Annotated in this window: 8 protein-coding genes and 1 pseudogene; 5 read left to right on the top strand and 4 right to left on the bottom strand. The window is 41.0% G+C overall.

The window, feature by feature from the left end; all coding sequences use genetic code 11:
• Nucleotides 1–57: 57 nt before the first annotated feature.
• From istA to PP175_RS23685, 3 genes are all read left to right on the top strand, one after another.
• Complete coding sequence (gene istA / locus PP175_RS23695; protein WP_272440506.1) at nt 58–1,647, top strand: IS21 family transposase; 1,590 nt, start codon at nt 58–60, stop codon at nt 1,645–1,647.
• On the top strand, nt 1,644–2,417 hold the full coding sequence (istB, locus tag PP175_RS23690) for an IS21-like element helper ATPase IstB (RefSeq protein ID WP_272439675.1): 774 nt from the start codon (nt 1,644–1,646) through the stop codon (nt 2,415–2,417). The genes istA and istB overlap by 4 nt, the downstream gene beginning before the upstream one ends.
• 2,047 nt (nt 2,418–4,464) lie before the next feature.
• Nucleotides 4,465–5,631, top strand: coding sequence for a tyrosine-type recombinase/integrase (locus PP175_RS23685; protein WP_272440651.1), 1,167 nt, complete (start codon nt 4,465–4,467; stop codon nt 5,629–5,631).
• A 609-nt stretch (nt 5,632–6,240) separates the two neighbouring features.
• On the opposite strand, the gene PP175_RS23680 is transcribed toward PP175_RS23685, so the two are convergent.
• The 3 genes and pseudogenes from PP175_RS23680 to PP175_RS23670 form a co-directional block, all read right to left on the bottom strand.
• Nucleotides 6,241–6,726, bottom strand: coding sequence for an IS66 family transposase (locus PP175_RS23680; RefSeq protein ID WP_272440650.1), 486 nt, complete (start codon nt 6,724–6,726; stop codon nt 6,241–6,243).
• Nucleotides 6,636–7,727, bottom strand: coding sequence for an IS66 family transposase (tnpC, locus tag PP175_RS23675; RefSeq protein ID WP_272440649.1), 1,092 nt, complete (start codon nt 7,725–7,727; stop codon nt 6,636–6,638). The genes PP175_RS23680 and tnpC overlap by 91 nt, the downstream gene beginning before the upstream one ends.
• A gap of 81 nt (nt 7,728–7,808) precedes the next feature.
• A pseudogene (locus tag PP175_RS23670) lies at nt 7,809–9,083 on the bottom strand (IS4 family transposase); the annotation flags it as partial.
• A 289-nt stretch (nt 9,084–9,372) separates the two neighbouring features.
• Here PP175_RS23670 and PP175_RS23665 point away from each other — a divergent pair.
• The gene (locus PP175_RS23665; RefSeq protein WP_272440647.1) at nt 9,373–10,488 is read left to right on the top strand and encodes an IS4 family transposase; all 1,116 of its coding nucleotides are present in this window, start codon (nt 9,373–9,375) and stop codon (nt 10,486–10,488) included.
• 1,050 nt (nt 10,489–11,538) lie between these two features.
• Nucleotides 11,539–12,897 (top strand): RNA-guided endonuclease InsQ/TnpB family protein, encoded by a 1,359-nt coding sequence (locus PP175_RS23660; protein ID WP_272440646.1) that lies wholly within the window; start codon nt 11,539–11,541, stop codon nt 12,895–12,897.
• Between the two features lie 1,255 nt (nt 12,898–14,152).
• On the opposite strand, the gene PP175_RS23655 is transcribed toward PP175_RS23660, so the two are convergent.
• Nucleotides 14,153–15,269 (bottom strand): IS3 family transposase gene (locus PP175_RS23655; protein WP_442870401.1). Its coding sequence is split into 2 segments (ribosomal slippage): nt 14,153–14,989 and nt 14,991–15,269, totalling 1,116 coding nucleotides; the frame shifts between segments, so codons are not numbered across the junction.
• Between the last annotated feature and the right edge of the window lie 108 nt (nt 15,270–15,377).

Here is a 15,377-nt window from a genome sequence, read left to right as displayed (position 1 = left end):
CCCATTATATAATTAAACCCTACAGATATTATTTCATAATGTGGGGAGCCTGGAGTGTTGATTACGTTGAGAAAGAAACAGGAAGTCTTACTGATGTACTTAAGGGAGGCAAAGTCGCAAAGGGAGATTGCAAGAGAGACAGGGATTGACCGCAAGACGGTAAGCAAATATATAAAAGAATATGAGAATAAAAAGATTGAAGTGGAACAATGTGGTGATTCTGTACATACAGGAGAATTGATCCAGGAACTTGTGGAGGCCCCAAAGTATAAGGTGGGCATTCGTCAAAAGCGAGTGATGACGAAGGAAATAGAACAAAAGATAATACGATACCTTGAAGAAAATGAACAAAAGCGGAAGAAAGGGCTGCGAAAACAACTAAAAAAACCTATTGATATTTTTGAAGCGCTAGAGGCAGAAGATATCGGAGTCAGTTACAGTACCGTCCTTCGGACCATCAGGCAGCTGGAGAAAAAAACAAAGGAAGCATTTATAAAAGGCACTTATCTACCCGGTGATATATGTGAATTCGACTGGGGCGAAGTGAAGGTCAAAATAGCGGGAAAATGGCGTAAGCTGCAGATGGCTGTTTTCACTTCGGCTTTTGGAAATTATCGCATGGCCTACCTGTTCATGACCCAGAAGATGGAGTGTTTCCAGGAAGCACATGCCCTCTTCTTCCAGAACACCGGCGGTGTTTACCAAACCATGGTCTACGACAATATGAGAGTCGCCGTCAAACGGTTTGTCGGAACTGAAAAGGAACCTACCGATGGGCTAATGAAGCTATCCCTGTATTATGGATTCAGACATCGCTTTTGTAATGTAAGGAAAGGAAATGAAAAAGGACACGTTGAGCGGAGCGTTGAGGTCGTTCGAAGAAAGGCGTTTGCTTTTCAGGATAGCTTTGCATCTTTGGAAGAAGCAAATGAATACTTAATGAAAGTCTGTGAGCGGCGAAACCGAAAATCCCAGCCATCCCAACAAAACCATACTGCCGAAGAGTGTCTGGAAATCGAGCAAGATGAATTCCTCCCCCTTCCCCCTCCATTCGATGCCGCACGAATCCAAAACGTGCGTGTCGACAAGTATTCGACGGTAGTAATTGATCAAAGCCATTATTCGGTCCCCGATCATTTGGTTGGCGAAATTGTAAAGGTGAAAGCCTACTCAAACCGGATTATTTTTTTCCACGAAGAAAAAAGAATAGCTGAGCATCTTCGCCTGACAGGATGCCATGAATGGAGTGTGCACTTGGAGCATTATCTTGAAACACTAAAGAAAAAGCCTGGTGCATTAGCTGGTAGCACAGCATTACAACAGGCAGACAAAAAGATAAAATCAATTTATACGACTTATTATAGCAGTCGGGAGAAGGAATTTATAGAGTTGATGCAGTTTTTGAAGGAAGAATCAAGCATAGCCGAGATTGAACAGAGCATCACGAAACTCAAAAAGATCAATGCAAGCCATGTGACGACGGATAAGATAAAGATTCTTTGTGCCAAAAACAGAGAGATAAAGCCTCTTGACTCTGCCCTTTCAAAGGAAACAAAGGACATCAGTGAACAATCGAAAGCACATTTGAAAATGTACGATGCCCTGTTCAAGACGGAAGAAGTAGGGAACAAGGAGGCCATCGCATGAGCAAACAGAAGGAATGGGCGGAAGAAATCTTCAATTACAGCAAGGATCTTAGGCTCCCCATCGTCCGCCAGTGCTTCCAGGAACTGATCAAAGAGGCGAATCAAAAGGATGCGAGCTATGAGGAATTCCTGGCAGCCTTATTGCAAAAAGAGTGGGACTCCCGACAGGATTCCGCGCAATACAACAGGATCCGGAGGGCTGAGTTCCCTTATAAGAAGCATTTGGAGGATCTATCGGTGTATGATTTGCCGGAAGATGCCCAAAAGAAATACAAGCGTTTGAAGACCCTTGAATTCATCAAGGAAGGCAGGAACCTCATCCTAGCCGGAAACCCCGGAACCGGAAAGACACATATGGCAATAGGCTTAGGGATGAAGGCGTGTGTAGAGGGTTATAAGGTTTGGTTCACGACCGTCCCACTATTGATCAACCAAATCAAGGAGTGCCGGTCCGAGAGGACCCTTCGGGCTTTCCAGAAACGCTTTGAGAAATACGACTTGGTCATCGCTGACGAGATGGGATATATCTCCTTCGACAAGGAAGGGGCGGAATTATTGTTCACGCACCTCTCTCTCCGTGCGGGGCAGAAATCCACCATCATCACAACAAACCTATCATTTGAGAGATGGGAGGAAATATTCCAGGATCCCGTGATGACGGCAGCCATGATTGACCGGCTTACCCACCAGGCTTATCTTGTCAATATGAACGGGAATTCCTATCGAATGAAACAAACCAAGGAATGGCTGGAAAAGCAGCAACTGGTGTAGCGGAAACCGAAAGTTGATGAATGAATTACTAACCAAGTTGGAATACTTCCCTTTCTAATGGAAAAATAGACATTCCTGCGCCTAAACGGAAAACTTAGGCGGGGGAATTTTAAATGATTAAGTGGGGGAATTTTGAGTTGACAAATACATGTAAAACTTTGTGTTTTTTACATAAGTATCTTGAACTGATATGAATTACACTATTGCAAACATACCACCATACATAAGTTACAAATATGTGTCATAATTTGTTTCGAAAGATTAATTTTTGCGTTTTTCTAAATTTGAAAATTATGGCAATTCTTTTGTTTTTGTGATAAAAATTTACTGCGATTTAAACAATCTAATTTACTATTAAAGTAAAGTTGACTAACTATTTCTCTATCACTTGGTGAGGTTAATCTAGAATAAAGAGTAGTATTTAACTCTTGGGAGAGTAGAGGAGTGTGAATATGTCAGTTATTAACGCGATGGAAAGCGTAGTCAATATGATTTTTCTCAGTTTGAAGAGAGGCAACATTTGAAATGTAACTGTGAGTACTGTAAGAATGAATTTATTGCTATTGTCTTGAATCAATTCCTTCCAGGTATGTATCGGCTGATATAGGAAAAGTATATATGTAAACGCTGATAATGGATAAACAAATAGAATCGGATGTTCTAAAAGAAATTACGAGTGCGGCAATCACGGTGGAAAAAAATCCTCATCATAATTAGTAACGGTTAACACGAGTAGCTATGGTTGAAAGATATGATACGTTTAAATAAATAGCCACCAAATGTAGGCTAGTAGCTAATGGAACGGATTTTATTGTACTTGTTCAATGCTTTGTTCACCTCCCATCGTCTGCCCACTTGATTGCTAATTATTTGAAGTGTCTAACCCAAACAGTCCACTTATTCAGGGTAACGGCGAATTACTGTTGACGTCTATTTAAATTAGTTGACAGGAATTATAAAAGAGCTGTCAATCTAGCTGTTAGTATAATGATTTTACGTTCCCATTAATTTTTTTGTTGTTTTATTGTTGATGAAAGGGTAATATCAAATTAATCAAGTTTATTTTATTTTTCTTCGCTTTGCGGTTTCTCGCTCTGGGTGGAGTAGTGACAGGAGAAACGGCAGAGGAGCTTATAAAGTTGCGGTAAATCAAGCTTTATTTGCGAAAAGTGGAAGAGACCATGAACATCCGGAGTCGCCGCGAGGCTCCATGTAGGTGAAGATGGTATTGAGGAGACCGAAAAAGTATCCGGTGAAGGTATGTAATGCATGCACGCCATCTTTGTTCGGCAACTACTCTTAAAAGTATTTACCCCGTTTTTTTCTAAAAATGACGTGCTTGAATAGTGACACGCGATAAAAACTAGCAAGTTGTGTAGTATTTACACATTAGATGCTATTTGTAATCGGAATTTATTCTAAATGTGTTAAAAAGGGTTATGATGTAAAAAGGATTTTACTAATAATAGAGAATGCAATAATGTCTTTGTTTGTGTAGATGAATTTGATCATCAAACATATATCTATCAACAGTTTAGTTACTTTCACTAGAGTAAACGAAAAATACATATATCTCGTTTCTTATCGAGAAATCCAAAACGTACCTAAAGATGGTGCGTTTTTTTTGTTGCCATTTTTCGCGGTCCATGTTAACCCGGGCATGATGGATTATTGTATTACAACGGGAGTCTGTGTAAACAAAGGAGGGTTGCCATAAATCGTAACATGTTTTGTTTTCGGTTCTGTAGTTCCATTGGAGTTGTGGAAAACATGTAGTGAATTTTTGTAAGGTCACCCCGCCGGCACCACTGGGGTACTCTTTAAGACAGTCGTGAGTCACCAAACACGAGGTGCGAAATGTACCTGCCGATGCTGTAAAGCAAAGGCACACGTAACATAAACCGAGCCGGCAGAGTTGTGCTGGCCAGTAAGTCTCGGTTGTGGATTATTGTTTCCTATGCAACTCCTGGAACTTGTTTTTTATTTTTAGAATCTAAATACTAGTGTTTTCTATTAACGAACATTAAAGAAATTGGAGGATATTAAAATGAATAAACAAGAACAATATGAACGAAATTTACACAAAATCGACCGTGTGTGTGAAGAGGCAAAGAAAAAGGGAGTCACCGTTTCCAAGAAAAAAGGACGCCTTGCGGGAAAAACATACAGGAGATATAAAATTGGAATCAAGCAATATGCTCGGTATTTGTACACAAATTACGGAATAACAGATATTAGCCGGGCAAAGCCAAGGCATGCAGAGGAATATATTAGGGAAAAGGTGGAAGGGTATAAAAACACCGCCGAGTCGGTTTGGACGATCAAAACGTTTTTTCATTCGATTGAGTTTTTTCGTGTCGCAACCCGGGTGACATCTGTGTACAAAGGAGAAGTGCGCTTAGGTGATAAACGAAAGTTTCTAACAATGCTAAAGGAAGAGAAAATATTTAGAAAAAGTAAAGAAAGCACCGTGCTAAAAGCGACACGATCTGAATGCGAACTGGTGATTCAAGGAATTCTCAAGACAAGATCTCCGATTAAAACCATTGTCGCGGATCTTTTATTTGCCATACTTTATACTGGTTCGAGATTAAGTGCTTGCCTACGATTGAAAGTTGAAGATATTGATCTAATTAATGGCACAATCACATTTCATAATGATAAAGGTGGATTGACGCATTCGCATCGGTTGAATAGTGAAGCCATACAACTTTTCACGGAAATTATTAAAGGAAAGAAGCAAGGTGCTCCAGTGTTCAAGATAACATATCGAAACGGACAACAGAAGTCAATAGATGCTGCTGCTAAACAAATTCAATCACTGATCGCGCCAGCTGCAAGACGGGCTGGTGTGAACCACACAGATGAGAGGGGGAGAGAAATAACTCTTAGTGCGCACAGTTTCAGAAAAGCGTATGCCTCCGGCCAATATGAAATTTATTTAAAAAAGAGTGAGCGTGACTTGAAAAAGGAAATTGCAAGCAGGATAAGGGAACGGCCCTGTATTAGAGGAAAGTATAAAAAGATGGTGCGGAAAATCAACAAAAATACTAAGAAAGGCAAAAAAAGATGGCCTAACAAAGGAGAACTGGCTAAGTTTTTGACAAGTTTAGATATCGCCCATTCTCGAGTTGATGTGGTGAGATATTACATTTCACCTAGCAAAGCAAAGTATCCAAAGCGAATAATAAAGAGACGTATTCCTCACAAATAACACAAATATTAATGTTTACTATAGCAAGATAATGATTTACTGGGTCAAAAGTCTGGAAAGATGAAATGAACTGCCTCCTGTGAGTAGACATTGGAAATAATAAACGAAACTAGGCGGCTTTTGCCCTGAATATTAAGGGTCTAAAGGTCGCTAGTCTTTTTTGTATCATGAACGATGACAAAATTGTATTTATTCCTCAATGTTTTTCTTTAATTTTTGAAACGTACTGTACTTGTTCATCCCAAAATGCTTCCATTGCTCCATTATCAATGCACCTTCCCACCCTGGAAATAGTTTGCACCATGATTGCTTTCTCAATTTTCCTTTTAAATGCAGGGGAAGTGTATTTAATCCCCGGCCACTGTGGAAAAGGGGAGTGGAACCCAGATTGGCTTCTGCTAAATTCAGGGTTTTAAACATCAACGCATTAGTATTATTGATGTACCTAATGCATTCTTACAATTGACCCATCGTCACTAGTGTTGCATTAATTATTTTTTAGTATTAACTCAACTTTCGCAGCATACATTCGGCAGGTAAGCCTTGATGTAGCTGGGCAAACCAGAAATCCATTGTTGGAGTTGATTTTGAATGAATTTTGGTAACTACTTAGGTCAGTGAGCCGAATGAAAACTGACCGCGTATGACAGAAATAATAGAAGCGAGTACATCCAGTTTTTGTTTTCGAAGCGTGGAAATGAAGCCGCGGATGCGCGCAAATTGCTTGGCTCCCTCTTCTGTACGGAAGGATCCAGAAATATTCTGCTTGATTTTCATCATTCGAATGTCACGTTCTGCTTGACTGTTGTCAAAAGGCACTCGATCATCTCGAAGAAACCGCAGTATGGCGGTTTTGTGCAGAATGAATCGCTCGCCAAGGTTAGCTGCTTTGCTTTTGGCCTTTCGGCCCCTTTTTAAAGGAGCATCAGGTGCAGGAGGAGGGGTTTTCCATTCCTCTGCGCCTCGAAAAAGAATTTGATCGTAGCGAGTTTCCAGATCAGCTATTACCTTTGCTTCAACTGGTCTCTCAGCCCTCCGTGTTTTTTTGTTTGCTGCCAGGCTTCCCGGAGCAGCGCTTGGATGTCGGCTGCCCATTGATGTTTATCATAATCGATAATTCCCTGGCATTCGCGGAGAAGATGAGCGCCACAAAGTGCATGCTCGAATCGAAATTCGTCAGAGAAGTACGGTGCCCAACAATCGTGGACTAGGATGCCGGTGTAATTCGGTAAAACACCGTTGGTGTTAAGGGCTTCTTTACCTCGTTTTTTATGGACATTATACAATGTCCAGTCGATATTGCTCACAGTATGCAGCCACTGCGTTTTGTTTTCGATACGCATCCCGGTTTCATCCGCATGCACCAAATCACTGCTAACCAGTTGTTGACGAATTACTTTCTCGATAGGTTCCAATTGAACGGAGAGCGCTTCAAGATGACTGAGCAAGGTAGCTTCGCTTGGACGGTGTCCGGTCATGTCTTCGAACAATTGGCAGATGCGTTCAAGAGGCAGGTGTTGATAGTTGTTTAGGTATGCACACCACGCCTTCCAGCTATCTCCATACTGAACCGGTGCCTGCACGTTCTCTGGGAATGCAGAGTGCTGTTTGGTTCCGCAATTTGGGCAACATTTTGAAACTGATCGGTGCTCTGTAATAACTAGGCGGGGAAGCGGTAGATCGACCACTTGCCGACGTGTATAAGCCTCCACTGGCAAATCGACAAGGGAAGTGGCACAGCGGGAACAGGATTCGATGGTATGCCATTTAATTTCATCAGGTTGGCTTACCATTTTGAGAGTATGCCCATCATGCCCCTTCGGGGCACCTTTCTTCCCACCAGAAGGCCGAAGGCTCTTTGGTTTTCGCAATCCATCGCTCGATGGTGGTTTACTACTATTACTGCTATTGCTTCCAAGCTGGCGTTCCAGCTCTTGGACACGGGATTCGAGTTGAACAATACGTTTCGCCTGTTGTTCAACGGTTTTTTTCAACTGTCGGTTCTGTTCAAGCAATGCAGTAATGAAATCGGCGATCTCTTTGTCACCTTTGCTTATTTGCATGACTTGTACCGGGGTAAATTCCATCATCATCATCCTCTTTCTTTTCCGTTCAATGAAATTAGATGACTATACCCTTTTTAAAGATTATTAAAACATTTGAGATACCTAAGTAGTTACGAATTTTGAGAGTTTCTTGCTGGTTTTTTTGGCAATATCCGTGATCAACTCGAAGAGTTGATGTAATGCAATCGCCCAATCCAGTTCGCTAACTTCATCGCAAAGCGCAAGAAATAAACCGCCCAACGAACGCTCGTCCGTACTTTGCCGATGCTGCCAGGCCAATACAATATAGCGAGAAAACACAATGGTCGTATGACTAATAAGCAGGTCGTAAGAACGACCCTGGAACTCTTTTTGCAGACGAAGCAAGGATTTTGCGCATTTAAAGAAAACCTCAATATCCCAGCGGATCCCATAAGTTTGAATAATCTCTTCTTCCGTTAAGGATAAATCGGTGCACAAAATGGCCAACCATTCCTTTTTCTTCGAACGGTGACGCACAAAGACCATGGTAATGGGAATGCCTGCTAAGGTGGCGCGAATGGAACGTAAAACGCCTTTGTTTCTCCTCTTAACTGGCGCTGCGGCGTAGTAAAGTTCCTGCAATGACAAACGTTGCACTCCTACCTGGTAACGTTTATTATCTGCTTTGACCATGCCGACGGCATGGAGTCCTCTTTCGACGATTTCCTTGACGAGGGGGGCATGCGTAAACCAACTGTCCATGAGTACATAGGAAGCCGTCACGCCTGCATCCATAGCACGATCCAGCATCTCAGGGATCAATTGCGGGGCGGGCCGCAAGGCTTCTATTCGCCGCTTATAGCCGGATGTCCGCTTATCCATCCCTTCGGTGATGCCATTGATTTGCGATTTGAGGGAGCTAAGCAAAGAGAAATCCACAGGAATGAAGGTATGACCGTCAGACCAACCGAGTGTGAGCATCCGGTATCCCTTGTAATAACAGCCTGTCGCATGATCTTTGAACCGCCCAAGCAGTTCGACCGCCTTGCTTCGATTCCGTTCAAACATGGAATCATCGACAATAAAAGCCGTTACGCGCCGGGTTGAAGTTAAAGGGCGAACCTTCTCGAGCGTAGTGGTACTTAACAAGGTCAGAAAACGGCGCCATGGATGTCCGGCATGATTCAAAAATCGATAGACGGCATCCTTGCCAGGGAAGGATTCTCCCCGGTCACTTTCCAGCATTCGAAACCAGTTTTTATGATGAAACAAGAGCACAAAGACAAGTTGAAATAGATAGGAGTAAGAAAAGCCAAATCGCTTTTTAAAACCTACGGTTTTCAAGTGTTGTAGTACTTTCAACTGCGTAAAAGCGGACTGAATTTCTTTAGGAAGTTGATTCTTCTGTTGTTTTTGTTCTATCATATAGAGGACACCTCTTCCGTATGGTAGTTATTGCTCGCACAATTACTTTACCAAACGGAGTGGTGTTTTTCTATTTTTAGTACATATTTTAGTGATGTTGTCTACTTGTGTTTCTGAATCGCTATCAAGCCTTATATAATAAGAATCTTTATAGCCTATCTCTCTGCGAAAGTTGAGGTATTAAGAATCATCCTTATATTTAAATTTATTGTTTTTGACAATAAAAAAATCCTTTACAATGGAAAGTACAGGTGGTTCCTGTCCAAATCCAATATAAAGGATCAACACCATGGACAAGAATACACGAAATTCTTCATTTGGTAAATGGATTTCACCCATAAATTTTCAAGATCTAGATGAACAGATTGAAATCCACAAGCAAGATTATTATACAAAAAAACTGACGACTGAATCTTATATCAAGCTTCTTCTTTTTTCACACTTACAAGAGACGGAAAGCCTACACGCTTTAAGCGATGCTTTACTCAATACTGACCTTCAAAAAACCGTAGGTTTTGATTCGATTAGTGTTTCGCAGTTATCCCGAAAAAATAATAGCGTAGAACCCGCCATACTTTCCCGTGTGTTCTTAGATCTCGTGCAAAAAATCCAAGTGTTCCATCAAAAAAGCGTAAAGCCCATGCCATTAAAGGTCATTGATTCCAGCACCTTACCCTTGAACCTCACTCACTATAAATGGGCGAAGTTCCGGAAAACAAAGGCAGGCGTGAAACTTCACCTTCGGTTAGTTTTCATGGATGAAAAGACGGCCTACCCGGATAAAGCGATCATTACAACAGCCAGGGAGCATGATCGAGGCCAGCTGGAAGTGCTGGTCGATGATAAAGAAGCCATGTACGTGTTTGACCGTGGCTATGTAGATTACGAACGCTTTGACCGGATGACCGATGATGGATACTTTTTTGTCTCGCGTCTCAAGAAGAATGCCTTCATCCGTGAGATCTATTCCTTCTCTCTTCCGAAGGAAAGTACCGTTTTATCAGACCGAATGGTGTGTATCGGTACGACGCAGAATCGGACAGAAAACGTCTTTCGACTTTTGGAAGTCGTGGATACCAAAGGAAACCAGCTTCGCCTGATCACGAATCGTTTCGATATAAGTGCTGAGGAAATCAGTGAAATCTACCGATCTAGATGGGCCATTGAATTGTTTTTCAAATGGCTAAAGCAGCACGTAATGATCAAGCAATTTTATGGGATGAGTGAAAAAGCCATACAAAATCAAATTTTTTCAGCACTCATTGTATATTGTTTGCATGTATTGGTTCAACTTGAGACAAACAGCAAAAAGAATGTCCTTCAGATTAGTCGATGGCTCAAAGCTGCTTTATGGAAAACATCTACCGTTTGGATTCGTCGATTTTCTAATCAAACCATTCCGTAGGAATGAAGCAGTCGTTGTTGCACAGGTTTAACTGTATAAAAATACCAAATGGACAGAGCGACCTTTACAATAGTCTTTACCTTTTTGGCTTATAATTAAGGGAAATATTAATCTGATAATTCTGTATTTATTTATGCAACATTAGTGACCCATCGTGTAAATCCTAAAATCGTACTTAAATAAGCCTTCCGTGAGCTCCGTGCTTCGTTTCGGTCACATCTGTTAGCCATTTCTCATTTGTCTTTTCTGCGTTAAAATCTCTGTTCAATAGGTTCTCGTCCCAATGTTGTGTTATTCTGCGCTTATATTTTTTCATGCGCTTGTGTCCAATAACCGACTGGATTCCGACATCCTCATCGTCACGCTGCCATCGTTTTAATCATCGAGTGAATATCCTTTGAGTCTCTTTTATAGAAAAATTGTTTACTTATATCACCCTCACCCTCACCGATTTCTCCCCATTTATATATATGAGGGCCTCCTAGAGTTTTTAAGAAATTTCGAAGTATCAGATGAAGAGATGAGAAGAATAACGTGGATTTGCAATCGTATTACGAAAAGGTAATGGAACATCCCCTTTTAAAGGGATGGCATCCACTCGTTCCGGTATAAGTATTACAAAATTTCTCCTGGTCATGATGCAGAGTTTTGGGAAGAATGCATTCAAAATCGATAGATTCCCAAATGTTGGGGTGAGATTGGGATATTCGTTAATTTGGTGAATATACGGATTTTAAAGCTGCCTTTCAGACCTAGAATCCTGAGAAAACCCCGGGGAGAAATAAGGGAAAGGAAAACGAACTTCGGCAGTTTTACCCATTAGTGGCCGGTGATAAGGTGTTATGCGATTCTGAGTCTTTTGGTCCCCTGTGTGGATTTTATCTCTTTTGTTACTACATTTCCGCAAACCTAAGGTGGACTATGTGTAAACTCTCTTTCACCTTACATCTCATATTTTTATCTCTTACTCCTGAGTGTTATGGTATTTTTTTAAGTTACAATGGATAAAAAATACCATAATGCAAACATTAATGATAACGGAGGTAAAAAATGAAAATTATAAAGGAGATGCGATATCAGATCGTTAAACCAATCGATTCAGACTGGAAGACATTTGAACAGGTGTTACGGGTTTTACAGCAAGAAACCAGAACCGCATTAAATCGTACAATTCAATTGGCGTGGGAGTATCATGGGTTCAGTGCATCTTATAAAGACACACATGGGGTGTATCCAAACAATAAAGACATTTTGAATTATCAGCGCGTCCATGGATATGCCTATAAAAGAATCAGAACAGAATGCCCAAACATGTATAGCAAAAATTTATCCCAAACTATTAAGCGCGCTGCGGACAAGTGGAAAAGTTGTTCGAAAGATGTACTGCGAGGAGATAGTTCAATCCCCAGCTATGGAAAGGACCAACCTCTAGATCTGGTGAATACATCACTTAAGGTATTTAAAAATTACCAGCATTACATTGTTGAAATAGGTCTAACCTCAACAAAGTTTCGTGAGGAACTCGGTAGGGCAAATAACAGGTTTCAAGTCTTAATTCACTCCGGGGAAAAAGCAAAACGGATCATTCTTGACCGCATTATTGATAACACTTATAAATTGGGCGTTGGAAAAATTATAAAACGACATGGCAATTGGTTTCTCCATCTTAATTATCAATTTGAAAAGAAAGAAGCAACGCCGCTTGATCCCGATTCGATAATGGGCATTGATTTGGGACTCAACAATGCTGTTTATATGGCTTTTAATCACGGGTTGCAGCGATATAAAATTGTTGGTAGCGAAATTGAAAATTTTCGAAAACAAATACAACAGCGAAGAAAGCAGTTGCTTGTTGAATCAAAGTACGCTGGTCCAGGACGAAGTGGTCATGGTATAAAAACCAAAATAGCACCTTTGGATGTTTTAGCAAATAAAGTTGAAAATTTCAGAAATTACATGAATCATAAGTATGCCAGATATATTGTTAAAATGGCCTTAAAACACCGGTGTGCTACCATTCAAATGGAGGATCTGACAGGAATAAATAAAACTTCTGCCTTTCTTAAAAACTGGTCTTATTATGACCTTCAGAAAAAAATTGAATATAAAGCCAATGAAGTAGGAATTCAAGTAATTAAGATGAATCCACAATATACATCACAGCGTTGCAATCGATGCGGATACATCAATAAAGAGAATAGAGATAAGCAAATTTTTGAATGCTTGGACTGCGGACTCAAAATAAATGCTGATTTTAATGCCGCCAAAAATATCGCAACAGCAAATATTGAAAAAATTATAGCGGAAACTATAATAAAGCAAACTTCCTGGGGCGATTCAGACCGTCCTAAAATCGATGAAGTATCGCAGAACGTGGGCGATAACACTCGGTTAAGGTATCCGCAGTAGCGGTGAAACCCTATCCACAAAGACCGGATAGGCACTCCACGTCACCTGACGAACAAGTTGTCGATGTGCAATAATGCGTAAAACAGGGAGATCGACGACAAGAGAAAGTGTATGATTTCAGCATCCCATGAGCCTTTTGCATTAGTTACGCCAATGAGGACTCTTTAAAAGTTAATCTTGGTGGGCTTTCAATGGGTTTGTGCATGGAACATATAGGAGTGTGAGCTTCCAATCCTGGCTAGAACCAACTGGTGGTGTATCAGTTTGCATGGAACATATAGGAGTGCGAACAAGTTAGCATAGTGCAAACAGAGGCAATACATGTTTATAAAATAAGTAATGCCTGTCATTTTTGACAGGCTTTTTATTATGCTTTTGCAAATGCTAGCATATACTAGCATTAATAAAAGTATTTTGCTTTAATATCACTGTCACTATGCTAGCACATGCTTTTATACTGAAAGTATGTGCTGATACGGAGGCGAGGATATGCTGGTTAAAGAACTAATTAACCGATTAATCAACGGAGAAGCTATGCCGAACATAGCCAGCGAGCTAGGTGTAAGTAAAGATACATCAGAAGACGGCTCGAAAGTATCGGCTATAAGTTCAATAATTCCAAGAAAATGTTTGAGTTCATAAGAGAAGGTGAACAACCTTTAGAGGCTGATTTTACCGAACTGGTGAAACCAAAGAGACCGGGCTTTGGCACAAATCAAAGAGAAAGAAAGCCAAGTGACAGCGTAATGAAAGCATATGCTAGTGTGAATGAAAATTCACAAGAGCATACTGAAAGTATAAGAAAGAAATTATAATGCTAGCATAACTGCTAGTACAAACGAAAGCAAAGGCGATTATATTGACCTTCTTTTAAACAACAAGAAAAAGAATAAGAAGAGAACATATCGAGGGTTTTATTTTGATCCTGAGATATTGGAGATAATCGACAGCGTTCCAGAAGGTAATAAATCTGAGCTCATTAACCAAACTCTAAAAGTTTTTAATCAGGTGTGGCATAATTTTAAAGTGGACCCCATCGTCAAGACTCGGTTTTTAAGAATTTAAGGTGGGGTAGAACGAGGAGGTTCTACTAGGTGATAGCCAGTGGAAATTAGCTTTTGGCTCCAGGGGAAGGTTCCCACCGTGTCCTGTTCTTACCGTGTATTTTCTTTCTTAGCGACTAGCCTGTCAAGCAATTTTTAGGGCTTGAAAGGTGAGCCCGTGAGAAAGATTGAGAACAAGAAATTAAGCTGTTCTACATAAGGAAGAGAGAAGCGGGTGTTTGGTACCTGAGAGATTGGTGCGGACGCTCGTGATTATAGAACGTCAGAAAGTTTGTCAGTTCGCGGCGAGCTTCTTTTGGACTTCCGTAGTCCTTCAAGTAAACCCCTTCATATTTGACTGTACGCCAGAGGCGCTCGGTGATGATGTTATCCAATGCTCGACCCTTGCCGTCCATACTAATCTGAACACCTTTTTCTTTCAGTAATTCCGTGTACTGAGGGCTTGTGAAATGGCTCCCCTGGTCGCTATTGAAGATAACAGGTTGATGCTGATGCAAGGCTCGTTTTACGGCTGCCAGAACAAAATCCATTTCAAGAGATTGGTCCAATTCCCAACTTATGACGTAGCGAGAATACCAGTCAATAATTGCCACTAAGTAAAGCCAGCTCCGCTGCAAGCGAATGTACGTAATGTCAATCCCCCACCCATGGTTGGGACGGTCAATGGTGAGACCCCGCAACAGATACGGATAAATCCGGTGCTGGTGGTTTTTTCTGCTTAGGTTTGGTCCTGGTGCAATGCCGGCGAGACCCATTTCTCTCATGTGGCGTTGTACGGCTTTTCGATTGACTGTGAAGCCATCTGTTTGTAATTGAATCGTGATGCGTCGAGAACCGTAAAAAGGATATTTCGCATAAATCTCGTCAATCCGGTGTTTGAGTGCGACCTCTTCTAGTGAAGGCCCTACGGGCCTATAGTAGAGACTTGAGCGATTAAGACTCAACAGTTCGGCCTGCGCCTTGATGGAGAGTTTAGCATTTTGCCATTCAATCATGGCGATGCGCTCATCTCTCGTCTTTAATGCCAGATTTTTTTTTAAGCCACGACAATTGCGTGGTTAATCTTCCGACCTCGGCATATAGGTTTTCGATCTGTTCTTCATACTGTGTTTTAACCTGTTCTACCTTTTTGTTTTCGTTAGAAAATAGTTGTGGCATCTGTTCAACGGCTGCTTTTTTCCACTGCCGAAGTTGATTCGCATGGATCCCATGGCTGGAGGCAATTTCGTTTATGGTCTTTTCCTCCCGCAAGATTTCTAGCACGATTTGAGATTTAAATTCAGCTGTATAGCTTTTTCTTGTCTTCATAAATCTACTTTAACATCTCCTTATTTCGTGTCTAGATTCTTGGGTCCATTATATTTATTAAGCATCTGCAACCGAGATAGAGATACAAGCAATTTATCAATTTATTTT

This window comes from Aneurinibacillus sp. Ricciae_BoGa-3 (assembly GCF_028421645.1).
Lineage (GTDB): Bacteria > Bacillota > Bacilli > Aneurinibacillales > Aneurinibacillaceae > Aneurinibacillus_B.
The sequence above is the reverse complement of the archived record's forward strand: the minus strand, read 5'-3'. Positions and strand labels throughout refer to the sequence as shown.

What these genes read in the sequence shown, in the direction of transcription:
- PP175_RS23685 (WP_272440651.1), top strand. Translation starts at nt 4,465, where the DNA reads ATGAATAAACAAGAACAATATGAACGAAATTTACACAAAATCGACCGT.
- PP175_RS23665 (WP_272440647.1), top strand. Translation starts at nt 9,373, where the DNA reads ATGGACAAGAATACACGAAATTCTTCATTTGGTAAATGGATTTCACCC.
- tnpC (WP_272440649.1), bottom strand. Translation starts at nt 7,727, where the DNA reads ATGATGATGATGGAATTTACCCCGGTACAAGTCATGCAAATAAGCAAA.
- PP175_RS23660 (WP_272440646.1), top strand. Translation starts at nt 11,539, where the DNA reads ATGAAAATTATAAAGGAGATGCGATATCAGATCGTTAAACCAATCGAT.
- PP175_RS23680 (WP_272440650.1), bottom strand. Translation starts at nt 6,726, where the DNA reads ATGGGCAGCCGACATCCAAGCGCTGCTCCGGGAAGCCTGGCAGCAAAC.
- istB (WP_272439675.1), top strand. Translation starts at nt 1,644, where the DNA reads ATGAGCAAACAGAAGGAATGGGCGGAAGAAATCTTCAATTACAGCAAG.